General features: G+C 68.0%; 17 protein-coding genes and 1 pseudogene. 10 read left to right on the top strand and 8 right to left on the bottom strand.

Features of this window, described 5'->3' with window-relative positions:
* Nucleotides 1-405 precede the first annotated feature (405 nt).
* Nucleotides 406-873, bottom strand: a complete 468-nt coding sequence (locus tag M9914_13630; protein MCO5175216.1) for an RES family NAD+ phosphorylase — start codon at nucleotides 871-873, stop codon at nucleotides 406-408.
* Entirely contained in the window at nucleotides 870-1,328 is a 459-nt protein-coding gene (locus M9914_13625) for a DUF2384 domain-containing protein (GenBank protein MCO5175215.1), read from the bottom strand. The genes M9914_13630 and M9914_13625 overlap by 4 nt, the downstream gene beginning before the upstream one ends.
* 235 nt (nucleotides 1,329-1,563) lie before the next feature.
* Between M9914_13625 and M9914_13620 the strand changes: the two genes are divergently transcribed.
* Nucleotides 1,564-1,872: a hypothetical protein gene (locus M9914_13620; protein ID MCO5175214.1), complete on the top strand. Its 309-nt coding sequence runs from the start codon at nucleotides 1,564-1,566 to the stop codon at nucleotides 1,870-1,872.
* Nucleotides 1,848-5,018, top strand: coding sequence for a DNA polymerase III subunit alpha (gene dnaE, locus M9914_13615; GenBank protein ID MCO5175213.1), 3,171 nt, complete (start codon nucleotides 1,848-1,850; stop codon nucleotides 5,016-5,018). Before M9914_13620 ends, dnaE begins: the two co-directional genes overlap by 25 nt.
* A 466-nt stretch (nucleotides 5,019-5,484) precedes the next feature.
* Here the strand turns inward: dnaE and M9914_13610 are convergent, their stop codons facing one another.
* The 3 genes and pseudogenes from M9914_13610 to M9914_13600 all read right to left on the bottom strand — a co-directional run bounded on the left by M9914_13610 (nucleotide 5,485) and on the right by M9914_13600 (nucleotide 7,809).
* Nucleotides 5,485-5,961: a peroxiredoxin gene (locus M9914_13610; GenBank protein ID MCO5175212.1), complete on the bottom strand. Its 477-nt coding sequence runs from the start codon at nucleotides 5,959-5,961 to the stop codon at nucleotides 5,485-5,487.
* A gap of 647 nt (nucleotides 5,962-6,608) precedes the next feature.
* Nucleotides 6,609-6,869 (bottom strand): annotated as a pseudogene (locus M9914_13605) (ParB/RepB/Spo0J family partition protein).
* 136 nt (nucleotides 6,870-7,005) lie between these two features.
* Complete coding sequence (locus tag M9914_13600; protein ID MCO5175211.1) at nucleotides 7,006-7,809, bottom strand: ParA family protein; 804 nt, start codon at nucleotides 7,807-7,809, stop codon at nucleotides 7,006-7,008.
* A gap of 1,724 nt (nucleotides 7,810-9,533) precedes the next feature.
* Between M9914_13600 and M9914_13595 the strand changes: the two genes are divergently transcribed.
* Entirely contained in the window at nucleotides 9,534-11,021 is a 1,488-nt protein-coding gene (locus M9914_13595) for a replication initiation protein (protein MCO5175210.1), read from the top strand.
* Between the two features lie 543 nt (nucleotides 11,022-11,564).
* Here M9914_13595 and M9914_13590 read toward each other — a convergent pair.
* Nucleotides 11,565-12,896, bottom strand: a complete 1,332-nt coding sequence (locus M9914_13590) for an MFS transporter (GenBank protein ID MCO5175209.1) — start codon at nucleotides 12,894-12,896, stop codon at nucleotides 11,565-11,567.
* Between the two features lie 119 nt (nucleotides 12,897-13,015).
* Here M9914_13590 and M9914_13585 point away from each other — a divergent pair, with 119 nt between their 5' ends.
* Nucleotides 13,016-14,098, top strand: a complete 1,083-nt coding sequence (locus M9914_13585) for a Gfo/Idh/MocA family oxidoreductase (protein ID MCO5175208.1) — start codon at nucleotides 13,016-13,018, stop codon at nucleotides 14,096-14,098.
* Between the two features lie 72 nt (nucleotides 14,099-14,170).
* Here the strand turns inward: M9914_13585 and M9914_13580 are convergent, their stop codons facing one another.
* Nucleotides 14,171-15,754 carry a gamma-glutamyltransferase family protein gene (locus M9914_13580; GenBank protein ID MCO5175207.1) on the bottom strand — a complete coding sequence of 528 codons (1,584 nt, stop codon included), beginning with the start codon at nucleotides 15,752-15,754 and terminating at the stop codon, nucleotides 14,171-14,173.
* A gap of 5 nt (nucleotides 15,755-15,759) precedes the next feature.
* Entirely contained in the window at nucleotides 15,760-16,293 is a 534-nt protein-coding gene (locus tag M9914_13575; GenBank protein ID MCO5175206.1) for an Lrp/AsnC family transcriptional regulator, read from the bottom strand.
* 231 nt (nucleotides 16,294-16,524) lie between these two features.
* Here M9914_13575 and M9914_13570 point away from each other — a divergent pair, with 231 nt between their 5' ends.
* From M9914_13570 to M9914_13545, 6 genes are all read left to right on the top strand, one after another.
* The gene (locus M9914_13570; GenBank protein ID MCO5175205.1) at nucleotides 16,525-18,090 is read left to right on the top strand and encodes an ABC transporter substrate-binding protein; all 1,566 of its coding nucleotides are present in this window, start codon (nucleotides 16,525-16,527) and stop codon (nucleotides 18,088-18,090) included.
* A gap of 105 nt (nucleotides 18,091-18,195) precedes the next feature.
* Entirely contained in the window at nucleotides 18,196-19,173 is a 978-nt protein-coding gene (locus M9914_13565; protein ID MCO5175204.1) for an ABC transporter permease, read from the top strand.
* A gap of 113 nt (nucleotides 19,174-19,286) precedes the next feature.
* Nucleotides 19,287-20,138 carry an ABC transporter permease gene (locus M9914_13560; protein ID MCO5175203.1) on the top strand — a complete coding sequence of 284 codons (852 nt, stop codon included), beginning with the start codon at nucleotides 19,287-19,289 and terminating at the stop codon, nucleotides 20,136-20,138.
* A 59-nt stretch (nucleotides 20,139-20,197) separates the two neighbouring features.
* The gene (locus M9914_13555) at nucleotides 20,198-21,340 is read left to right on the top strand and encodes a Xaa-Pro peptidase family protein (GenBank protein ID MCO5175202.1); all 1,143 of its coding nucleotides are present in this window, start codon (nucleotides 20,198-20,200) and stop codon (nucleotides 21,338-21,340) included.
* Nucleotides 21,340-22,473, top strand: coding sequence for a M24 family metallopeptidase (locus M9914_13550; protein ID MCO5175201.1), 1,134 nt, complete (start codon nucleotides 21,340-21,342; stop codon nucleotides 22,471-22,473). The genes M9914_13555 and M9914_13550 overlap by 1 nt, the downstream gene beginning before the upstream one ends.
* Nucleotides 22,474-22,491: 18 nt before the next feature.
* The gene (locus M9914_13545; GenBank protein MCO5175200.1) at nucleotides 22,492-22,983 is read left to right on the top strand and encodes a deaminase; all 492 of its coding nucleotides are present in this window, start codon (nucleotides 22,492-22,494) and stop codon (nucleotides 22,981-22,983) included.
* Nucleotides 22,984-23,039 lie beyond the last annotated feature (56 nt).

Here is a 23,039-nt window from a genome sequence, read left to right as displayed (position 1 = left end):
TCGCAACACCGCCCGTTGAGCGAGTTCGTACTCCAGAGCGCTCTCGGCTGGGCTAGAGCAGAAATGCCCGCGGTCTTCGGCTCCACACCGACCGTTTGGAGGCCTTCACGGTCTCCCTGAACGCTCTCACACACGATCTGCCTCGGCTGCGCACGCTCTTAAGCGAACCGGACGTCTTCTCCGACGACAATCGGCGCAATCGTCCTCCGCGCCGACTATTGGCATCTACAGGCGCAGGCGCGCATGTGGTTTCTGTTAGGAAGAACGCAGCGCGCACGTTCTACGCCCAGTTCGACTTCCAACCGCCTCCTACTGACCCGTTGCACCTGTTCGTGCTAGTCAAGGACCTAGAGGGTCTCTGATGCGATCGGCCCTACCGTCCGTCGTGATGTGACCACTACCGTGCTACGTCCCACCAAGCCTCGAATCGAACCGAAACGCCACCGCCTCTCGCACCTCAACCTCCCCCATCCGCGGGTGCCCGACGTTCAGCACGAGGTTGAACTCCAGCGGCAGGACGGCAGACGGCACGCGTAGCGCGAGGCTCGCCCCGGAGTCGAGCCAGGCGTCGCCCACGCGCGCGGCGCCGCCGGGGTCGGCGGGGTCGTTCCACCCCTCGGGTAGCCCGGCTGGACCTAAGTCCAGCACGGCGTCGTCCGGCACGCGCGCCTCGACGATCACATAACTCGTCTCCAGCAGGTTCAGCCTGGCGTTGTGCGCGAGGATCTCGAGCGCCGCGATGGCCGGCGTGCAGCCCAGGTAGACGACCGGCCTGCCCGGCGAGTTCCAGCGGCCGCCGTAGAGGCGCGCGCCCTCCCCGTCGAACGCCGTGGCGGCGAAGCGCTCCTTGACGATGCGCCAGCCGCTCGTCACCCGAAGACACCGTGCTCCATGCGGCCGAGCACAGCCAGGGCCCTTTGGGCGCCAGGGCCGTCCTTGGTGCTCGCCAGCGGGGTCTTGCCCTCCAGCGCCTGGTTGGGCGCGTGCAACCACTCGACCGCCGCGTCGGGCGCCTCCAGCACGTCCATGGCGCGGGCGTAGAGGACGACGTAGCGCCAGAGGCGATCGCTCTCCGTGGCCTCGAAGCGCCCGCTCCCCTTGCGGCGGTAGAGGGTGCTCCCGCTCATCTGCAGCAGGATGGCGAACTCGCCTTGCGTCAGGCGCAGGCCCGCGCACAGCTCAGCGAAGACCCTGAACGGCAGCCCCTCCTCGATGCGGCGACTGGCCGCCCCCAGGCTGACGTCCTTGCTGCGCAGCAGGCGCTCGATGGTGCGACCAGCAGGGCCGGCTTCCGGTACGACTTCTGGGACCCAGGTCAGTGTTGCCACTCGCGCCTCCTTGATGCCATATGACATTACCAGATTATCACATGATTGTGAAGTGCCTACTTTCGATGCCATGACCGGGATGGAACCGAGGAGACAAGTCTTGGCATCGGACGCGCAGCCGACCACTTGACACCGGCCCGTCCTAGCCCTATCCTTTCTTACCCTTAGTTACCAAGGGCATAGTTACCGAGGGCAAAGAGAGCCCCCAGCACCACCCCACCAGACGAGGTCTCCCATGCGCCTACTGATGACCCAAGCCCGAGTAGAACTCTCCGACGACGAGACGCCCGTATCCGTCGAGTGGGACGCGCCGGCCGGCCTCCCCTCCCCCGCTCCCAAGGGCGCGCCGGCCAGGCGCGCGCCGAGGCGTCCCCTGCCCCCCAGGCGGGTCGTCAACGTCATCGACCGGTGGCGCTGCGCCGGGCGCTGGTGGGAAGCGCTCGAGATCCGCCGCGGCTACTACCTGCTCGAGCTCGACGACGGCGCGCAGCTCGAGCTCTTCAGGGAGGGAGACAGCTGGTGGGTGGCGAGAACGACCGACTGAGCGCGCTCCTGAACGTGCACTCGTACTACAGCTTCGGGGCGGGCACCGCGAGCCCGACCACGCTGGTCGAACGGGCCGCCGCGCTGGGTTACCAGTACTTGGCGCTTACGGACGACCTCAACGTCACCGGCGTGGTCGAGCTGTTCAAGGCTGCCGAGGAGCACAAGATCCGGGCGCTGATCGGCGCCACCGTCCCCGTGAGCATCGGCAACGAGGCGTACCCGTTCGTGCTCATCGCCACGTCGCGAGAGGGCTACGCCACCATCTGCGAGCTGATAACCGTCGCCCTGGCGAGGGCGGAACGCGCCGCGCTCCTGTCGGAACTCCTCGCGCACAACCGCGACGTCATCCTCCTGTCGGGACCGCGAGACGGCGTCGTGGCGAACCTGCTGGCGCGACGCCGCATCACGGAGCTGCAAGACCTGCTGAAGCGCGTCGAGGAGGCGTTCCACGGCCGCTTCTACCTGCAGCTCTTCCACGACCGCTACCGCTGGGACGAAAGGCGCGCGCGCGTCATCAGGAACCTCGCTAAACACCTCGGCCTGCCGGCGGTGAGCGCGCCGGAGGTCCGCTACGCTACCCCGGACGACTACCGGCTCTACGACGCCCTCACCTGCGCCAGGTTAGGGATCAGTGTGCAGCAACCTCACGCCAACCGACCACAGAACTCCTGTCAGGCGCTGCCGAGCCCCGCCGAGGTGCTCGACCGCCTCCCCTTCCCCGACGCGGCGCTGAACACCGGTTGGGTAGGTGAGCGCGCCTGCTTCGAGCTGGCCTCGGAGGACCAGACCGGGCGGCGCTTCATCACCCCGCCCAGGTCGCGGCTCGCGCGGGGCAACGAGGCCCCGATAGAACTGCTGGAGGCGCGGTGTCGGAAGGCGCTGCTGAAGCGCTACTCCGGCGACGATTTGACCAAGGCGGAAGCGCGTTTCGAGACGGAGCTGAAAGCCATCATCGGGGAGCACAAGATGGCCGACTTCTTCCTGGTGACCGCCGAGATAACCGACTTCTGCGACCGCCAAGGCATCATGGCGGCCGGGCGCGGCTCCGCGGCCGCCAGCATCGTCTGCTACCTGCTCGGCATCACCAAGACCGAGCCGCTCGCGAACGACCTGCTCTTTGAGCGCTTCATGCACACCGGCATGAAGACCATGCCCGACATCGACATCGACATCGCGTCCGACCGCCGCCAGGAGGTCCTCGACTGGGTGGAGGAGCGTTTCGGCGCCGAGACCCACGCCATGGTCTGCAACAAGATCACCTACCACCTACCCCTGGCCATCCAGGATCTCGGGCGCGCGCTGGGCCTGCCGCCCGAGCTGCGCGACCGCCTCACCAAGGCCTTGGGACGCGATTTCCGTGGGTTATGGCCGCGCTACGCCGCCCACGCCGCCGTGGCCTTCGCCGAGGTGCTAGGAGACGCCCCCGTCGCCTTCACTTTCCTGAAGCTGCTCAGCAGCATGGAACCCGGGCACGCCCGGCACCTGGCGCCGCACTGCGGGGGTGTGGTGCTGGGGCACCATCCCCTCTCTCACTACTCCCCCACGGAGCACGCGAGCGGAGGCTCCAAGCTCCTGCAGCTCGACAAGGACGACGCCGAGGAGCTAGGGCTCGTCAAACTCGACCTTCTCGGCCTCCGCATGCTCGCGGCGCTGGGATGGGCACGCGAGGAGGTCATGCGGCTCGACGGCGTGTGGCTCGACCTCGGCAACCTCCCCGAGGATGCCCGCGTCTGGGACCTCATGGCCGAGGGCTCCACGATGGGCCTGTTCCAGGTGGAGAGCCCGAGCCAGCAGCACACCAGCCGCGTCATGCGTAGCCGCAACCTCCACGACTTGGCCCATCAGGTGGCCCTCATCCGTCCCGGACCCATCCAATCCGGCACCGTGCATCCGTACCTGAAGCGGCGCCAGGGACTCGAGGAGGTCACCTACTGGCATCCGAAGCTAGAACCGATCCTCGCGAAGAGCTACGGCGTGCTCCTGTTCCAGGAGGACGTCCTGCGCATCGCCGTGAGCTTCGCCGGCATGGACTGGGTCGAGGCCGACCGCTTCCGCAAGAAGGTCTCCGGCTGGGGCGACTTCGAGGACATCGAGCCGCACCGCGAGGATTTCGTCGCCCGCGCCATGCGGCACTCGGACGCCACGCGCGCCCAGGCCGAGAAGGTCTTCGAGGCTGTCAAGGGCTTCCAGGGCTTCGGCTTCGCCGAGTCGCACGCCTGGGCCTTCGCCATCCACGCCTACGCCAGCGGCTGGCTGCGCATCAACTACCCGGCCGAGTACCTGACCGCCGTCTTCAACGACGCGCCCGGCATGTGGTCGCACTCGACGAAGCGGCAAGAAGCGCGCACCTGGGGGGTGCCCGTCCTGCCGCTCGACATCAGCGCTAGCGGCGCGACGCGCTTCTACTGTGAGAGGGTCCGCTTGGACGGCAAGACCGTCAAAGCGATGCGGCCGCCACTCTCGACAGTCAAAGGCATCACCGAGGCGACCGCCGTCAAGGTGCTTCACGAGCGGTTGCAACGCGGGCCGTACGCGAGCGCGGACGACGCCCACAGGCGCCTCTCCCTGGCGCAGGAACAGTTCGAGGCGCTCGTGCGCGCCGGCGCCTTCGACTCCCTGCAGGACCGTCGCGACGCGCTGTTCCGCGTCGGCGCGCTTTCCAACACGCACGCGAGCGGAGGCTTCGAACTCCTCACGGCGGCCCCCGACACCCCGCCGCTGGCAACGCTCGAACTCGAGAAGCAGTTCACGTGGGACCACGAGACCATGAGCTTCAGCCCCTTGGAGGTCCACGCGCTCGACTTCATGCGCAGCCAGCTGCGCGAGCTGGAGTGCGTCCCGCTGGCCAGCCTACGCCGCCGACCCCGCCACGCCACGGTTCGAACGGCCGGCCTCGTGGTGAGCAGGCAGAAGCCGCCGACCGCCAAGGGATTCGCCTTCTACGTCCTCGAGGACGGTCCGGTGCGCGCGCAGCTCATCATCCCGCCAGACCTGTGGGAGTCGCACCGGGTGATGGTGCGCGACGCCGCCATCCTGGTGGCCGACGCGGTCGTGGAGGACACCGGCTATCAAGTGACCCTCAAGGCGTCGACCCTGGCCAGCCTGCCCTCGCCCATCTCCGTCCGGGGATACCACTTCGGGTGATGGCCTCTCCCCTACCCCGCACCGCGCCGCGCCAGCGTGGCGTCTCCTCCTAGAGCTGGTGGGGAAACGCGGGTACCGAGAGCACCAGGGGTACGTCACCGGAGCTAAAGTACCGTTCCTTTCCCGCTCGAACCGGGCTCCCGGTCCCACGGCGGCCTTCGGCTCCCACCGGCCTATCTCCGGCCGCCCGCTCGCCAGCAGCGGCACGAACGGCGAGCTGGTCAGCCCGGCTACAACGGTCATCCCGGCGGATGCAATCTGCCCGCCGGGATGATCAGGCCGTCAAGAAGTACCCACGATTCCCCAGTTATCGCGGCTGGTACCGCGGTCTCCCCACCAGTCGGCGGCTCTCGGAGGCGAAGGTGAAGTACTTCACGCCGGAACCAGTACCCTAGAGTTCCCGGTTCAGCGAGCGAGTACCCACGTCTCCCCCGACGAGCCGCCACATCCATGCGCTGCCCGTCGGTCAGGCCACCCCGGCCCGGAACCCCTCCAGCACGCGCCTGACCTCATCGGCATGGCCGTCCGGAACCACCGTCGTCCACGCATGCGCTACCCGACCCTGCGGGTCTATCAGGTAGGACTGCCTGAGGATGCCCATGCGCTTCTCTCCGCCCACCTCCTTCTCACCGTAAGCCCCGTACGCGTTGATGGTGGTCATGTCCGGATCGGTGAGCAGAGGGAAGTTGAGGTCGAACTTCTCCGCGAAGGCCTCATGGCTGGCCCGGTCGTCCGCCGAGATGCCGTACACTTTCGCGCCGATGTTCCCGAAGTGGGGCAGCGCGTCGCGGAACTGGCACGCTTCCGTGGTGCACCCGGGCGTGTCGTCCTTCGGGTAGAAGTACACGACCACCCACGAACCCCTCTGATCCGAGAGCCTGTGGACGTTGCCGTCTTGATCGCTTAGCGCGAAATCGGGAGCGTTGTCGCCGACTTGGAGCATGGTAGAACCTCCGGCTCCAAGCCTAGCCCGGCCGGGCGCTCCTCCACGCATCGCGTGCCGCGTGGCTCAGCAATCAGCGCGAGACCTCAGTCTTCGATCAGCAACCGGTTGAGCTCGTCGAGCAGCTCCGTGACCCGCCCGAGCTTGCTCGGGCCGAGGCCGGCGAGCCTGCGTCTGTTGAGTAGGCGCTTGGTACTTGCCACCAGCCGTTGGGCGTCCACGGGGACGCCAGCCGCAGCCGCCGCAACGGCGCGGTGATCCCCCTGACGCAGCTCCGTTATCCGCCGCCTGATCTGGCTGAGAGACAGGCCCTCCCCCACCGCCTCGGCGAGCAAGAGCCGCTGCGCCCGGCGATCGTCCAGGCGGGCGATGGCCTGGGCCTTGGTGAAGGCCAACTGCCCGCTCCTGACCGCGTCGAGCAACTCTGAAGGGAACTCGAGGATGGGGAGCCGGTTGCTGACGAAGGAGGACACACTGAACCGCCCCAGACGCTTGAACATGCCCAACGTCTGCTCGCGTCGCGCGCGATCGATCGGCCGCGAGCCGCCTCTGCCCCGTTCCTCGCCATAGAGCGCCTGGAGGAACGCGACGACATCGGCCCGCGGCGCCTCGAGGACTAGCTCTAGGAGGCCGAGCACGGCCTCGGTCTCCTCCACCGCGTTCAGGTCCTCGCGCTGGAGGTTCTCCGTTATCGCGATCTCGAGCGCCTCGCGGTCGTCGAGCTCGACTATCACGGCGGGCACCTCGCTCAAGCCTGCCATCCGCGCAGCGCGCGCCCTGCGCTCCCCGGCCACGACCTCGTAGCCCGTGCCGACGCGCCTCACGATGATCGGCTCCAACACCCCGCGCTCGCGGATGCTCTCCGCCAGGTCGCTCAGCGTTGTTCCGTCGAAATGCTTCCTCGGCTGACTATCGTTGTAGCGCAGGTCGGCCAAACCGATACCCGTCGTGGACTGCTGCTCGACACTCGTCTCGATCTCACCGAGGATGGCGCCGAACACGGCGGCGCGGTCGAGCTCGTTCTTCCGTTTCTTCGCCACCGCTTCACCCCTCCAGTCGTTCGAGCAACTCCGCGGTCACGCGCCTGACCTCCAGGTCCGCCTCGCTGCCAGGAGCGTACACCGGGATGGGCATGCCTTGAACCTGCGCATCCGAGTAGTACGCCGGCCTAGACGCCAACGGCGTAGACACGGGCGCCACGGCCGCCAGCTGCTCACGGATGATCTCCAAGCTGTCACGGTCGTGGCGCGTACGCCTATCGTGCTGCGTGAGCACGAAGAGCGCGATGTCGAGGTTGCGCGCCGCCTTGCGGTACTCGCGGACCATCCGGATGACGGTAGGGATCCCGTCCAGGCCCTTGCGGTTGGTCGGTAGGGGCACGACGATCCTATCGGCGGCGACGACCGCCAGCGCCGATAGCTGCCCCAGGCTGGGCGGCGGATCGATGAGCACGTAGTCGTAACCCTGTAGGCGCCTGACGGCCTCGCGCAGCCTGACGACGCCCATGAAGACGCTGAGGATCTCGCGCTCCACGATGGCGATGTTCAGGTTGCTCGGGATGAGCCCCATGCCGTGAACGGCGAGGGGCTCGGGTAGCACGAGATCGTCGTCTCCCGCACGCGCACCGGGATCGCTATCTCTGTCCGCATCACCCAGCACGGCGGGGTAGATGGTCTGCGACAAGGCGATGTCGTCCTCGACGCCCAGCCAGCGCGTGAGGTTCGCTTGCGGGTCGACGTCGATGAGCAGCACGCGCCTGCCCATCTCGGCGAGGACGTAGCCGACGTCGCGGACCGTGCTGGTCTTGGCCACCCCGCCTGCATGGTTGAAGAACGTCAGCACCTTCACGCGGCCACCCGCCTCCTGAGGACCAGCAACTCGAAGATGCCGGCCCGTCGATTGTACCTTCCGCGGTTACGCGCGACGACCGCCAGCGCGCACGGACGAGAGCCGGCGAGAACCGGTGTGTCGAACCTGGTGCCGAACCTGGTGCGGGCGTGGTGCCGACGTGGCGCCGGGCATGATGATGGGCGCGAAGGGGGGACGAACCGAAGGCTGCCATGGTGGTCGCGGCCGCAACGTAGCCGCGTGGGTCGTAACCGAGCGCGCCGCACTCGCATCGTGTCGATCACGCCATAACGTTATGGCGATCACGCACGCCGCGATTCTCGACTAGCCTCGCAACGCCGAGCTTCCACTAGCTTCCGCAGGCCTGCCGCGCAATGCCAAGAGGACGCGCTCCACGATGAAAGGTGGTTTAGCCATAACGTTATGGCGGCGAGACCTCTTGTCCTGGACGCGATCGAGACGCAGTGACAACCCTCAATAGAAGCGGTCGCACGCCTCGGACTCGCGGACGCATGTCCGCATCGGCGCATCGCATGACACCCTGCCGCGCACGCCCCATAGGAGCTCGGAAGGAAGGCGTAGGCGCCCGAGAAGCTCCCGAGACGTGCCTGACCACGGCCACGCTCAATAGCCCAGCCGGTACCGATCTTCCCCCACTTAGCCGCGAATGACCCTCAAGTGCCATTCACCGCCCGGACGAGTACCGCCACATCCCCACATGCGCTTCGGGACCTCGCCAGGCGGAGCGGGGCGACCCGGGGCAGGGAAGAGGACGAGGACGAGGAAAATAGCACCTCGGCTCCTAGCCCCGTCCCGCGTCTACAGGGTGGAATCCCAGCTAGCGGCATCGCCACTCGCCGTCAACCGCGAGAACCCACACGGTAATACCTTGGCGCAAGAACGACGCGAAAGGTCGCGACCAGGACGACGAGGACCCGACGAGGCGACGGTCGTCACGCCGTCCTCGGAGCAGGGCCCGTGCGATGGGAGTCCATGAGTGTTTCTGCCAAGCCCATCGGCCACGTAGTCCGCCTGGTAGCCGACGACTCGGAAGCGGACGCCGAGCGGGTAGGTAGGGCGGGGAAGACAGGGTACTGGACGGCGAAGTAGGGAAGCGGGGGTACTAGGATCAGAGGCGATGGTCCCGCAGCGGTCGGAACGTCGTGTGGGAAGAGAGCGGTACCGGCCGCGGCTCCAGCCCGGAAAAGGGGACACCGTGGGACCAAGGTAGCTGTCGGAGGTGGTGGCGCTCGGCAGTGGCGCCCCGGCGTCCATGCCGCTACTGGGTTGAGCTCTACTCTGGTCACAGCATCAGGGCATTGCGGTGTTTTCTTCAAAAGCTTTAGCATTCTCTTTAATGGAGTGCGGGCGGATCGCGTTCCTCACGTGCGTTTCGTGGTTCGAGCGGGTGAGGCGGGGTACCGCGGCGGGACGTGCGCGGTACCCGGTGGGGACAAGCGGGGTACGCGTCTGGGAAGGGCCGGGTACCAAAGGGGAGGACGCGGGTACCGGAGCGGGAAAACTGGGGAACTAAGCACGGCGCCCCGCGGATGGTGGGAATAATAGGGGAAACGTTGACCCATCATCCCCACTGGCCGTATCATCTTCGAGGCGCGGAGGTCTGCACGTAGTCAAGCAGCCCGCGCGACCACTGGAGCTTCGGCCCGCGCCTGCCTCCGCGAGACGGTGGTGGCGAACGGCTCCGGTAGGGTAGGGGAGAGGCGATGAGCGAAGAGACACCTTTCGGCGAGGCGGTCGGCAGGACGGCTGCGCGTCAGGCGCAACCGGCGGGCAGACCCCGCTCACAACGGACCAAGAGCAAGCAGCGTGCGCCGCAGCGGAGGAGCTACGGTCCGTCTCTCTCCATCACCCAGGCCAACCCCTTGGCGCTCAGCCGGCAGGAGATGGGCATCCTCACGAAACGGTTGCTCGTCCTCGCGCTCTCCGACATCACCAAGGAAGACCTCACGCTTGAGCCGATCCGCATCACCGCTTGGGAGTACGCCCAGCTCTTCAACATCAGCGGCAAGAGCATCTACTCGCGGATCGAGGAGTCGGCTAGGGAGCTCCTGGAGCAGACCATCCAGATCAAGGAGCCCAACGGCGACTGGGTGATGTTCCAGTGGGTCTCGGAGGCGCGCTACGACAACGGGCGCGACAGCGGCGAGATGGCTGCCATCGAGATCCACATCCACCCGAGGCTCAAGCCCTACCTCCTTCAGCTCAGGCGCGACTTCAGCATCATCCCCACCGAGCAGCTCCTGTCGTTCGAGAGCTTCAACAGCATGCGCCTGTTCGAGGTGCTCTACACGGCCAGCTACGCCGGCGAGCGCTCGCAGCTCATCTTCGACGTCGACGACCTCAAGCTCCGTCTCGGCCTCGACGGGAAGTACGAGCGGTTCAAAGACTTCCGCTACGTCCTCGACAAGGCGCAGGAGGAGTTCGGCGCCTACACGTGCCTGACCTTCGATTACGAGCCGGACAAGGTAGGCCGTAAGTTCCAGCGCGTGTCGTTCCAGATCAGGCGCAACGACGTCTTCCAGCCGCGTGTGCGCCTGCCTGCGAGCCTCGCCAAGCGCGTCGCGCAGAAGGCCGACAAGGAGCAGCTCCTCAAGGAGCTCCAGGCGGCCGACGCGCTGCGCGACATCGGCTGGGGCCAGGATCCTGAGCGGTCCGTTGCCCGCTACGGCGCCCAGCGGGTCCTCGACCTGGTCGCCTACGCGCGCGTGCTGCAGGCGCGAGCGGAGCAGGGCGGCAGGCCGATCTACAACCTCGGCGGTTTCGTCAACAGCCTGCTCCAACAGGGCGTCGAGCCGCCCAGGCAGGACGAGCCGGAGAACGGCGGTCCGCAACCGCTCACGCGCGAGCAGGCGCGCAGCATCGCCACGACCATCGCGGACGCCTTGCACCGCGCCCGCAGGCAACGTGCCGCGGACGCCTGGGAGGCCCTGTCTCCCGACCAGCGGGACCTCGTCCACACGCTCATGCAGGCCACCGTCCACAGGTTCACCCTCGAGCGCATCGAGGCCGACGGCTGGCAGGGCGCCCTCTACGAGACGAGCCGCATGGACGTCATGACGACCCACGGCCTCATGACGCTGCCGCCGCACCTCCTCGACGTCGCCGCCTACCTGAAGGCCGTCGACCCGCTGAAGGAGTACGGGGAAGCTGACCGGGAGAAGATCCTCGCCGAGTTGCAGGACGCCCAGTGACTGAGATCGCCTAGACGACCCGATCGCATGCCAGCCCGGATAGGGGAGAGGTGCCGCCTCACCTCGCGTGAACTCGGTGGGCTGTCGACGACGCGTGAGCGGCTGGTGGGGGCGTCACCTTGCCTCGCGCGGGCTCGATACGTCCCCCAGTCTGTCTCGAGCGCCATAGGTTCTCAACCAAGGTTAGCCGGCAACCTTAGATGGCGGACTCCGTGGCTAAGGTTGCCGACCAACCTTGGTTCACTTCCTAGTGCGCGTGAAAGCCCTCCTGGCGTCGCCGATCGCTTGGCCAGCCGCCGCTGGAAGGTGTGGCTAGCATCAAGGCGGTGGCGGTAATAGTAAGAGACCTTGTAAGAATCCCGTGACGCCCTCTCCGTAGGCTGTGGTCGTGGATTCGAGGTAACTCTCCCATTACCTCCTCCCATCCTCTTCCGATCTGAGCCCCGCGCCTCCCACGCGGGGCTCGCCCTTTGGGACGCCCCCGGGGGGGGGCGGCACGGAGCGATCCGCGCCGCGCCGGCTGCCGACTACGCGCCGCGCCGGTTAGGCCGCGCCGCCCACCACGCCCCGCGCCTTCGCCGCCCCCCGCGCCCGCTGCGCGGCGAACGCCGCGAGCACGCCGGCCCCGACGAGCAGCCAGAGAGCGGCGTCGTAGCCGCCCGTGCGCACGTGCAGCAGCCCGACGCCGAGCGGCGCGACGGTCTGCGACGCCGCGATGAAGGTCGCCATGCTGCCGTTGATGGCGCCGTAGTTGGCGGAGCCGAACGCCTCCCCGACGAGCCCGCCCCGCGCCAGGGTGCTGGCCCCGTTCGCGAGGCCGAACAGCGCCGCGAACACCCACAGGCCGACCCCACCCGGCAGGGCGAGGAGCCCGAGGAGGGCGAGGACGCGCGTCAGGTACGTACCGACCGCCAACGTGTAGAGGCTGAAGACGCGCGCGGCGGGCGCGAAGACGACGCGGCCGACGACCTGCACGAGCCCGATCGAGCCCGCCACGGCGGCCACCAGGGCCGGGGCGTAGCCGCGCTCGAGGAGCAGCGGCACCGAGTGGGCCGCGACGGCGACGATCGCGAGCCGGTCGGCCACGAACGCCGCCGTGAGCCACCAGAACAGGCCGGAGCGCAGCGCCTCGCGGGCGCCCGTAGCGGGCTCCGTGGGGGGCGAGGGCGCCATGCCGGGCGCCGACGCGGTCGCCGAGCCGGACGCGGTGCCGGGCGCCGACGTCGGCGCCGCGCCCGTCCCGGACCCGGTCGCCGGCGCCGCCCCCGAGCCGGACGGCGCGCGTCCGTCCGGCTCCTGACCGAGCCGGCGCGGGTGGTCGCGCAGCACGAGCGCATGCAACGGGACACATGCGACGGCCAGGACCAGGGCGAGCAGCCGCAGGGCGACGCGCCACCCGAACCCCTCCAGGGCGGCCGTGGCGACGGGCACGAAGATCGTGCTCGCGAGACCGGCCACCATCGTCACGACCAGCATGGCCTTGATGCGGTCGCGCCTGAACCACGCCGCCAGGACCGTGAACGCGACATCGTAGAGCGTGAGCCCCATCGCCAGGCCGATGCCTGCCTGTGCCAGGAACAGACCCGTCAGTGAGTTCGCGTACGACCACAGGAGCACGCACGCCGCGCCGAGCAGGGAGCCGACGCTCATGGGCACGCGCGCGCCGCGCGCGTCCACCCACCGCCCGATGGGCATGGCGGCCAGGCCGGACAGGAGCAGCCCGAGCGAGTAGGCGCCAGAGGTCTGGGCGCGCGTGAAGCCGAGCTCGGCCTCCATCGGCACCGTGAACACGCTGTAGGCGTAGTAGAGGACCCCGTAACCGACGGTCTGCGTGACGGCCAACGCCCAGGCGATGCGCCAGCCGTGGAACCTCATGGCGCGAAGCGTATCAGGTGGGCGACCTGACCACGCGGGGCGCTGCGCTACCGGAACGGCGCCGGGCGGAGCGCGTAGGGCAACGCCCCTAGCGGCTCGCTGACGCGCTACCCTCACGCATGGAACGCCACGTCGCCAGACCGCTCACGACGCCACCGCAGCCCCACGGAGGCCGGCCGGCCCCCGACCCGTTCGCCGCCACCGGCCTCGCCCTGCGCTGGGGCGTCGTGTCCACGGGCAAGATCGCGCATACCGTCACCGCCCAGCTCGCGCTCCTCGAGGACGCGCGGCTCCAGGCCGTGAGCAGCCGCGACGCCACCAAGGCGGCGGCCTTCGCCACCCAGTACGGCTTCAGTGCGTCCTACGGCGGCGCAGGTGGTTACGAGGCCCTTGCCGCCGACCCCGAGGTGGACGTCGTGTACGTCGCGACCCCACACGGCCAGCACCACGCCGTCGCCGGCGCCATGCTGCGCGCGGGCAAGCACGTCCTCGTCGAGAAGGCGTTCGCGATCACGGCGGCCGAGGCCGAGGACCTCGTACGCCTCGCGCGCGACCGCGGTCTGTTCCTGATGGAGGCCGTCTGGACGCGCTTCCTCCCCACGTACGTGGCCGCTATGGACGTCCTGGAGAGCGGCGAGCTCGGCCGCGTGCGCTACGTGCAGGCCGACATGGGTTTCATGGCCGAGCGCGACCCCAGAACGCGCCTCTGGGCACCCGTGGACGGTGGCGGCGCGCTCCTGGACCTGGCCGTCTACCCGCTCTGCTGGGTGATCGGCGCCCTCGGTCTCCCGACCGGCGTGCGGGCGACAGGGAACGTGAACAGGGACGGCGTCGACGAGCTCTGCGCCCTCGCGCTGACGCACGCGGGCGGCGCGCACTCCCAGGTCGTGGTCTCGTTCGTCTCCGATTCGACGCGCAGGGCGCGCATCGTCGGCACCGAGGGGTGCCTGGAGACGGGCCCGTCCCTCAGCCGCCCGAACGGCTTCACGGTCGTCAAGGGTGCCGCGCGCCGGTCCGAGGAGTTCGAGCTGACGGACGCGCCCTACGCCTTCCAGCTCCGCGAGGTGACGCGCTGCGTGCAGGCCGGCCTGCACGAGAGTCCGGCCATGCCGCTGGAGCAGACGCTCGCCACCATGCGGCTGTTCGACGAGGTGCGGCGGCAGGTGGGCATCACCTACCCGAACGACGCGCGGCGCGGGTGATTAGGCGGGGCTCGCGAAGGGCCGTCGGCGGGTCAGAGGGCCAGGCGGCGTTGGGCGGTATCCGCGCGCGCGTCAGTACCCGACGGCCTGCCCGTCCTTCCGGGGGTCAGTGCCCGCCACGTAGCCGCCATCGGCCCTATAGATGAGCTGAGCCCCTCCGAACGCGAAGTCGGCGCCGAGGCTCGACTCCTGGATGATGTGTCCGCGCGCCTCCAGCTCGGCCAACACGGTGGGGGAGAAGCCTGCCTCTACCGCCACCTTGGTGCCCCCCAGTACCTGCCAACGTGGGGCGTCGGCGGCGGCCTGAGGGTTCTGCTGGTGGTCGACGACCCGGACGACCATCTGGGTGTGGCCCTGGGGCTGCATCGGGCCGCCCATGACTCCGAAACTCATCAGAGGGGCGCCTTGCTTGGTGAGGAAGGCCGGGATGATGGTGTGGAAGGGCCGCTTTCCTCCCGCCACGCAGTTGGGGTGACCGGACTTCAGCACGAAGCCGGCTCCGCGGTTCTGTAGGGAGATCCCAGTGCCTGGAACGACGACCCCGGAACCGAAACCGTGATAGTTCGACTGGATGAAAGAGACCATCATGCCCGTTTCGTCTGCCGCGGTCAGGTAGACGGTCCCTCCCGGTCCGGGCACCCCATGCTGCGGCGAGCCGGCGCGCCGCATGTCTATCAACCTCGCCCTGCCGGCCAGGTAGTCGTCGTCGAGAAGGGATGAGACGGGCAGTTCCATGTGCTCGGGGTCCGCCACGTACCGGTAGCAGTCGGCGAACGCGAGCTTCATGGCCTCGATCTGAAGATGTAGGGAGTCGGCCGAGTCGACCGGCACGGACGCCATGTCGTAGTGCCTGAGGATGCCGAGCGCCATGAGCGCCGCGAGGCCCTGGCCGTTCGGTGGGATCTCGTGCAGCTCGTGCTCCCTGTAGGGGGTCGAGATGGTCTCCACCCAATCCGCCCTGTGGCCGGCCAGGTCCGCTTCGGTCATGGCCCCGCCGCCGAGCCGGGCCTCCGCCGCGATCCGTTCCGCGAGCGCGCCCTGGTAGAAGGACTCCCCTCGGGTGGAGGCTATCTCCGTGAGCGTGGCCGCTTGGTCTGGGTTGCGGAAGCGCTCACCGGCCGCCGGCGCGCGCCCGTTCGGCAGGAACACCCTGTTGAACTCCGGGAAGTTGCTGAACGTCGCCTCCGCGCGCTGCCACAGCCGGGCCGTGATGGCTCCGACCAGGAACCCGTCCCGGGCGTACCCGATGGCGGGTTCGAACAGCCGCTCGAAGGGGAGGCTCCCCAACTGCTCGTGGAGTTCGACCCAGGCGGAAACGGCGCCTGGCACCGTCACGCTGTCCCAACCGCGCAGGGGCATCGACGTCATACCGGCAAAGCGTTCCGCGCTCAAGGCGGCGGGCGAGCGACCGGAAGCGTTGAGGCCACGCAATTGCGTGCCGTCCCACACGATGGCGAAGGCGTCGCTACCGATGCCGTTACTGGTCGGCTCCACCACCGTGAGGGTGATGGCCGCGGCGATGGCGGCGTCCACGGCATTGCCGCCCGCGAGGAGCATGCGGAGGCCCGCCTGAGCGGCGAGAGGCTGCGAGGTCGCGACGACGTTGCCCGCCAGGAGGGGGGAGCGGCGAGTCGGATAGGTGACGGCTAAGTTCATGACGACTACTCCGCGGCGGCGACCGGGGTGCTCGCGAGGTTGAGCCACGCTTCCCAGTCCCATGAGCTCTTGACCACTTCGGCCAGTTGGAAGGTCTCCATGCTCTTGATGGCTGGTGCTGCCGCTGGCACCTCGTTGACCAGGAACCGGTGGAGGTCCTTCTGAGACCGGTGGAGGGTCTGGATGATGACGTCCGCGGAGCCGAAGGACATCCCGACGAAGCGGACGTTGCGGTAGGTCGCCAGCTTCTCGGCGACTTCCGTGACGTGACCCGGCTCCACACGCAACATCGTTAGGGCCATCACCGTGATCCCGAACCGCATGGCGTTCCCGACGGCCGTCACCCGGATGTAGCCCTCTTCCATGAGGCGGTTCGCTCGGAACCGCGCGGTTCCTTCGGCTATCCCCAAGTTCTGGGCGATATGGCGATACGACCGCCTACCATCTTCGGCTAGCTGCGTGACGATCTTCCTATCGAGGTCGTCGAGGGCCCCGGCGGGCGGAGTCGAGGGGCCTGCGGGTTCATCGTTGAGAAACACCTTTCATCCTCCTGTGTCCTGGCGTAGTCCGTGCAGTATACCCCTTCACGATATGCGCAGTGACAGCCGGATGGATTGACAGAATCAACAGCTTAGATATAATCCTTCTATCGTTCTCGGCATTCTAGCGCCGGTTGGCTGCGCATATGAAGGAGGCCCGTTCATCAGTCCTGGTAGACCTACCGTGCGTCCCAGCGGACGCGAGCCAGCTCGTAACAGGAGGAGTGATCGATGAAGTACCTACTGGTCGCCGCGCTATTTCTAGGAGCAGTGGCTTTGGCCCAAGCCCCTGACGCCAACACCTTGGTCATCGCTCAAAGCCGCAGCACGTCCACCCTCGACCCCGCGGCCATCAGCGACGCCGCCACTTTCAACATCACCAGGGGCCTCGTCTTCGCCAGCCTCGTGGACATCGACGCTGACGGCAAGGTGACGCCGTCCCTCGCCGAGAGCTACTCCGTCTCGGAGACCGGCACCGAGGTCAGCTTCAAGCTCCGCGAAGGCCTGCAGTGTCACGACGGCGAACCGTTGACGGCGGAGGACGTCGTATACACCATCAAGCGCGCCGCCGATCCCGCCAACGCCTTCACCGGCAACATCGTCAACTTCGTGTTCCCGAACATCGGTTACGTGGATGCGCGGGTAGACAGCGAACTGGAACTGACGGTCGTGATGAGCCGTTACAACCCGGCCGCGGTGGCCTTCATGGCCGACATCCTGGTCCACTGCAAGGACGCCTACGAGAAGATGAGCCTCGACCAGGCGGCCAACAACCCGATCGGCTCCGGTCCCTACCGAGTGGTCGAGTACGTCAGGGGTGACCGCGTCGTGTTGGAGAAGGTCGCCGATTACCCCCTAGAGAAAGGCCAGGGCGGCTGGCAACGGTTGGTCTGGCGCACGATCCCCGAGGCGTCCACCCAAGCGGCCGAGCTCATCGCGGGTAACGTCGACATCGTGGCCGGCGTCGTCAGCGACCACGTCGCCGCCATCAACAACTCCGGCACCGCGACCGTCAAGCCCGTGATGGGCACGCGGCGCATCTCGATCTGGTTCAGCTTCAACGAGAAGATGGCGCAGTCGAGCCCCGGCGCCGCGGCCATCCAGTCCGTCGATGTGCGCCGCGCCATCCAGTACGCGATCGACGTGCCGTCCATCTGCGCCAACCTCCTCGGAGTGGAGTGCAAGCGCATGACGACGCTCGTGAACCCGCCCAACGACAACCCCGCCCTCGAGCCGTACCCGTACGACCCGGCGCTCGCCGAGAAGATGCTCGACGACGCCGGCTACCCGCGCGGCGCGGACGGGGTGCGCTTCACCCTCAACCTCCAGACCCCGAACGGCCTGTTCGCCAACGACGTCAACCTCGCCTTGACGGTGGCCCAGTACCTGGAGGACGTCGGTATCCCCACCGCCGTCGAGGTCATGGAGACGGCGTCGGTCTTCACCCCCCTCCTGCAGTCGCACGAGGCGGGCCCGCTGTTCATCAACAGCATCGGCGGCGGCACGTGGAGCCCGATCCGCGACATGGGGCTCTACGCGAGCTTCAAGGCCAACAACAACTACAACGACTGGAACAACCCGGAGTGGTTCGAGCTGTACGAGAAGATGCTCGCCGAGCGCGACCCCGAGGCGCGCCAGGCGATCGTCAACGACATGCTCGTGATCTTCTACAACGACCCGCCCTGGATCCTCCTCTACTTCCTGCCGAGCTTCTACGGCGTTAGCGATCGCATCGACTGGACGCCCCGCCGCGACGACCGCATCGACCCGTTCACGGTCCATCTCGTCGTCAACTAGGTTCCCGTCCTCGTAAGACCCCGCGGACGCAATCGTGCAGGTCGGCGCGTCAAGGCCGACCTGCACGATAGCGACGGTCCAGAACGTAAAGGGAGGTGACCGTACTTGTTGGCCTACATAACGAAGCGGCTCTCGCAGAGCCTGATAGTCATCCTGGGCGTGACGCTCATCACGTTCCTCGCGTTACATCTGGGTGGCGACCCGACCTACCTCTTCATCGGGGAGATGGCGAGTGAGGAGGCCATCGCCGCGACGCGAGCGAAGCTCGGCTTCGACCGACCGCTCTACGAGCAGTACCTCTCGTTCCTGGGCGGCCTCGCTCGGGGCGATTTCGGCAACTCCCTGACCTACAGGGAGCCCGCCCTCGGGGTCGTACTCGGCCAGTTCCCAGCCACGCTCGAACTGACCGTCTTCGCCATGCTGTTCGCCACGGTGCTCGCCATACCGTTCGGCGTCTTCGCCGCCCTGAAGCGCGGTACGACGGTGGACGGCGGCATCATGATCTTCGCCATGATCGGCCAGTCCATGCCGAGCTTCTGGTTGGGCATCATGCTGATCCTCTTCGTCGGCCTGGGCCTCAGGTGGCTCCCGATATCTGGACACGTCGCCGTCATCCAGCCGTTCCTGGCTGGCGATCTGGCGACGGCGCTCAAGAACGTCCCGTCAGCCGTCAAGTATCTGTTGATGCCGAGCGTGACGATAGCGTTGTTCTCGCTGTCTCGCAACGCCCGCCTTATCCGCTCCTCCATGCTCGAGGTGCTGTCGCAGGACTACGTCAGGACCGCGCGCGCCAAGGGCCTGGCCGTGCCGGCCGTGGTCGTGCGGCACGCGCTTCGGAACGCCTGGCTGCCCGTGGTCACGATGTTCGGGCTCGAGTTCGGCTTCCTGCTGTCCGGGGTCGTGGTGGTGGAGACGATCTTCTCCTGGCCCGGCGTCGGGCGCCTGGTGTTCAACGCCATCAACCAGCGCGACATCCCGCTGGTCCAGACTGCCGTCGTCATCTTTGCGCTCGTCTTCGTGCTCCTCAACCTCATCGTCGACCTGTTCTACGCCCGGCTCGACCCGCGCGTGCGCTTGGGGTGAATGACGACGTGCCGACGCAACCTGCATCGGTGTCGCTAGAGCCGGGCCAACCCGCTCCCGCCTCGCCGGTGGGCGACCTGAGGCGCGCTCGCCGGCGCTCCACCGCCCGGCGAGTGTTCAAGAGCCTGCTGCGGGCGAAGTGGCCGCTGTTCGCCCTCGTGATCCTCGTCGTCGTCTCCGTGACGGCCTTGATCGGCCCCCGGGTCGCGCCGAAGGACCCGAACAGGCAGAACATCGTCGCCCGGCTTCAGCCCCCGATGCAGCCGGACAGGACGGGGAAGGTGAGCGCCTACCTCGGCACCGACGGGTTGGGGCGCGACGTCCTGAGCCGGTTGCTCTACGGTGCCAGGGTCTCCGTCATAGTCGGGTTCAGCGCCGTCTTCATCGGCGGCCTCATCGGCACGTCACTGGGGGTGACGGCGGGTTACTTCGGCGGTCGGCTCGACAGCATCATCATGCGTCTGGCCGACATCCAGCTGGCCTTCCCGTTCATCCTGCTCGCCATCATGTTCCTGGTCGTGTTGAAGCCGGGGATCGGGAACCTAATCCTCATCCTGGGGGTAGGGCAGTGGGTCACGTACGCCCGCATCGCCCGCGCGCAGACCATCTCCCAGCGCGAGAAGGAGTACGTCGAGGCGGCCAGGGCCCTCGGCGCGCGGACGCTCGCCGTGGTGTTCCGGACGGTACTGCCCAACATCCTCGCCCCGCTCATCGTGATCGCCTCGTTCAACGTCTCCAGCGTCATCCTCTCCGAGGCGTCGCTGTCCTTCCTCGGTCTCGGGGTGCCGCCGACGGTGCCGACGTGGGGCGGGATGCTCGCCGAGAGCCGCGATCAGCTGCTCGCCGGCAGGTGGTGGCTCGCGGTCTTCCCGGGCGTGGCGATAGCGCTAACGGTCCTCTCCTTCAACCTGCTCGGCGACTGGCTGCGCGACTTTCTCGACCCCCGGCTGCGGGGCATCCAGTGACAGGCGCTACACCTCGTGGGAGCCGAGCCGAGCGATCTCACGAGCCAACAGGAGGCAGCATGTTCCAAGACTTCGTCAATAGGGAAGCCCTCGACTCCTTGTTCGCGTACACGGCGGTGGAGGTCCTGGTCGCGAGCTCGCCGAAGAACGTCTTCTACCTCACCGGCAGCCCTACCGCCATCCCGGACATCCACCTCCTGCCCTGGTACACGCCATCCGCCGCGTCATGCGGCGTCGCCCTCGTCCAGCCCGACGGCAGCTCGCTGCTCTTCGTCGAGGAGGCCGACCTCGCCGTCAGCCGTGAGTTGGCATGGGCGCCCGTCACGGCGTTCAACCGCGAGGACGGCTCCGCCATCGGGGCGCTCGCGGCTTACCTGAAGGCGCACGGCTTCGAGGAGAGCATCGTCGGTTACGAGTCGGAGGGGATGACCGCGTCGGCCTGCCGGGAACTGAGAGCGCTCCTGCCCCGGTTGCGCTTGACACCCGTCGACGAGGCGTTCGACCTCATGCGCAGCCTCAAGACCCCTGGCGAGATCGCGATGATCAAGCGCTCCGCCGACATCCTAGACGACGCGATGATCCAGGCCTTCGCGGAAGCGCGTGAAGGCGACACGGAGTGGGACCTGCACTCGGCCATCCTCGGCAACGCGCTGGAGCTCGGCGCCGAGTACTGCCGCGGCGGTCTGATGATCGTGGAGGAGAACGGTGAGCCGCATAAAGGCGTGGGCGAGCGACCCATCCGGCACGGCGACCTGATCTTCGCCGACCACGCCACTTTCCTCGGCGGCTACCCCTCCAACCAGTCGCGCCACGCGATCGTGGGGGAAGCGTCAGAGGAGCAGGCACGCATGTACCGGATCACCGTCGACGTCGAGCGGGCCCTCATCGAGTACATGCGTCCCGGCGTCACCGGCCGCGACGTCTTCCTGCGTTGCCGAGAGCTCGTGGCCGAGTACGGGATGCAGCACTCGGCCGTCATCGTGGGCCACAGCCTGGGGTTCGGCTACCAGGAGCGCCCCATGATCACCGAGGACGAGGAGATGACACTGCGCGACGGGAACATCATCGCCATCGAGCCGATGTTGCCGCCGACGCAGCGCTACACGGTCCAAGACCTGGTCCTCATCCGCGAGGGCGGGAACGTGCTCCTGTCCGATCGTTTCGACACCGACGAACTGTTCGTCATCGAGGGGAGGCGCTGATGGTAGAGGACCTGAAGCGGGCCACGCGGTTCCTGGAGCGCGGCGCGCTGACGAGCGCGCTGCAGGGGGCCGGGCTCGACGCCGCTGTCGTCCAGTCCGCCAAGAACGTCTGGTACATGTCCGGGCACCCGAGGGTCGGCTCCAGCCAGCGCCCCGGCGGTCCCGGCGCGGCCCTGGCCGTCGGCACGCGTGACGGCGACTCCGCTCTCGTCGTCGGCCGTTGGCATTCGGGCCTCGCTTCCAAGCTCGCCTGGTCTGACGAGGTGGTGAGGTTCCGCAACTTCGCCCAATCCGGTTTCCACACGGTGGCGGACGTGCTCGAGGCCAAGGGGCTCGCGCGGGGGACCATCGGCGTCGAGTTGGACTACGTCTCCGACAAGGAGTACCGCCACCTCATCGGCGCCATGCCGGAGGCCACCTTCCGCGACCTCGGGGGTCTGATCGACGAGTTGCGCGTGCGTAAGGACGCTCGGCAGTTGGCAGAGTCCGCCCGGGCTTACGAGCGCCTCGGCGCCGCGCTGCGGTCAGGCCTGGCGGCCTCTCGCGCCGGCGACACCCGGGTCCAGATCCACAACCGGATCATGCGGGAGATCCTGCGGCAGGGCACCGACACTGGGCGTGGTGGGATCGAGGCCGCCGGCCAACGGATCGTGCCCCTGGTATCGACGCAGGCGGTGCCGGTGGCGCGCGGCGACGTCTTGGTCCTCGACGACACGTGCTCGTTCGGTCCGTACGCGGCGCACCTCTCACGAACGGTGGTGGTCGGCGCTCCCGACGCGGCCGTCGCCGACCAGTACGCCAGGCAGCACGAGGCGCTGCTCGCGAGCGTGGCCGGGTTCCGGCCCGGGATGTCCGCAGCCGAGGCCGCGCGGTCGGTCCACGAGCGGCTGGCCGCCACCGGCCTGGCTTGCGTCCAGCCGGTCGTCGGGCACGGCGTCTCGCTCGACTTCGAGGACATGCCGCTGCTCTCCCCGGCGTCGCGTGACCGGCTCGAGCCCGGCATGGAGTTCGTGGTGGAGCCGCGGGTGCGAGGCGGTCTCGTGGTCAGCCTCAGGGGTGTCATGACCGAGGCAGGGGTAGAGCTCTCCGACTCGGGCTTCGCGGTCGCCCAACCGTACGTTCTCGACAACTGACAAGCGAGGTGCCCAACGATGAGTTGCGAAGCAGCAGGCGCAGGACGTCATGAACAGCACCTCCGGAAGGCCGTCGCTCTGGCGCACGAGAACGTGCTCCAGAGCGACGGTCGACCGTTCGGAGCGGTGCTGACGAGGGACGGCGAGGAGGTCGCCACCGGCGTCAACACGATGTTGGCGACGGGCGATCCCACGGCCCACGCCGAGCTGGAGGCGCTGCGCGCGGCGGCCGGCCGGGGGGCGCTGGGTGGGCAAGGGGAGTACGTGATGTACGCCAGCGGTCACCCCTGTCCGATGTGCCTTGGGGCGATGCTCATGCTGGGGGTCGGCGCCGTGTACTACGCGTACTCGAACGAGGAAGGCCGGCCGTTCGGCCTGTCTACCGAGCACGTGTACGCCGAGCTCGCCAAGCCGGCCACCGAACGCGCGATGCGGTTCACCCACCTGCCCGTGCGGTTGGAAGGCGTCGACCCCTACGCGGCCTGGGTCGCCGCGCGCCGCGCGGGGTAACCGGCGCCGGCGCGCGCCTCGACGGCGTCCCTGGCGCGTAGCCGCCCGGTGCGGGA

This window comes from Trueperaceae bacterium, assembly GCA_023954415.1.
Lineage (GTDB): Bacteria > Deinococcota > Deinococci > Deinococcales > Trueperaceae > JAAYYF01.
The sequence above is the reverse complement of the archived record's forward strand: the minus strand, read 5'-3'. Positions and strand labels throughout refer to the sequence as shown.

Excerpts from the sequence above, each read along its gene's own strand:
- M9914_13550 (MCO5175201.1), top strand. The coding sequence starts at position 21,340 with ATGGTAGAGGACCTGAAGCGGGCCACGCGGTTCCTGGAGCGCGGCGCG.
- M9914_13545 (MCO5175200.1), top strand. The coding sequence starts at position 22,492 with ATGAGTTGCGAAGCAGCAGGCGCAGGACGTCATGAACAGCACCTCCGG.
- M9914_13590 (MCO5175209.1), bottom strand. The coding sequence starts at position 12,896 with ATGAGGTTCCACGGCTGGCGCATCGCCTGGGCGTTGGCCGTCACGCAG.
- M9914_13595 (MCO5175210.1), top strand. The coding sequence starts at position 9,534 with ATGAGCGAAGAGACACCTTTCGGCGAGGCGGTCGGCAGGACGGCTGCG.
- M9914_13570 (MCO5175205.1), top strand. The coding sequence starts at position 16,525 with ATGAAGTACCTACTGGTCGCCGCGCTATTTCTAGGAGCAGTGGCTTTG.
- M9914_13555 (MCO5175202.1), top strand. The coding sequence starts at position 20,198 with ATGTTCCAAGACTTCGTCAATAGGGAAGCCCTCGACTCCTTGTTCGCG.
- M9914_13580 (MCO5175207.1), bottom strand. The coding sequence starts at position 15,754 with ATGAACTTAGCCGTCACCTATCCGACTCGCCGCTCCCCCCTCCTGGCG.
- M9914_13610 (MCO5175212.1), bottom strand. The coding sequence starts at position 5,961 with ATGCTCCAAGTCGGCGACAACGCTCCCGATTTCGCGCTAAGCGATCAA.
- M9914_13585 (MCO5175208.1), top strand. The coding sequence starts at position 13,016 with ATGGAACGCCACGTCGCCAGACCGCTCACGACGCCACCGCAGCCCCAC.
- M9914_13620 (MCO5175214.1), top strand. The coding sequence starts at position 1,564 with ATGCGCCTACTGATGACCCAAGCCCGAGTAGAACTCTCCGACGACGAG.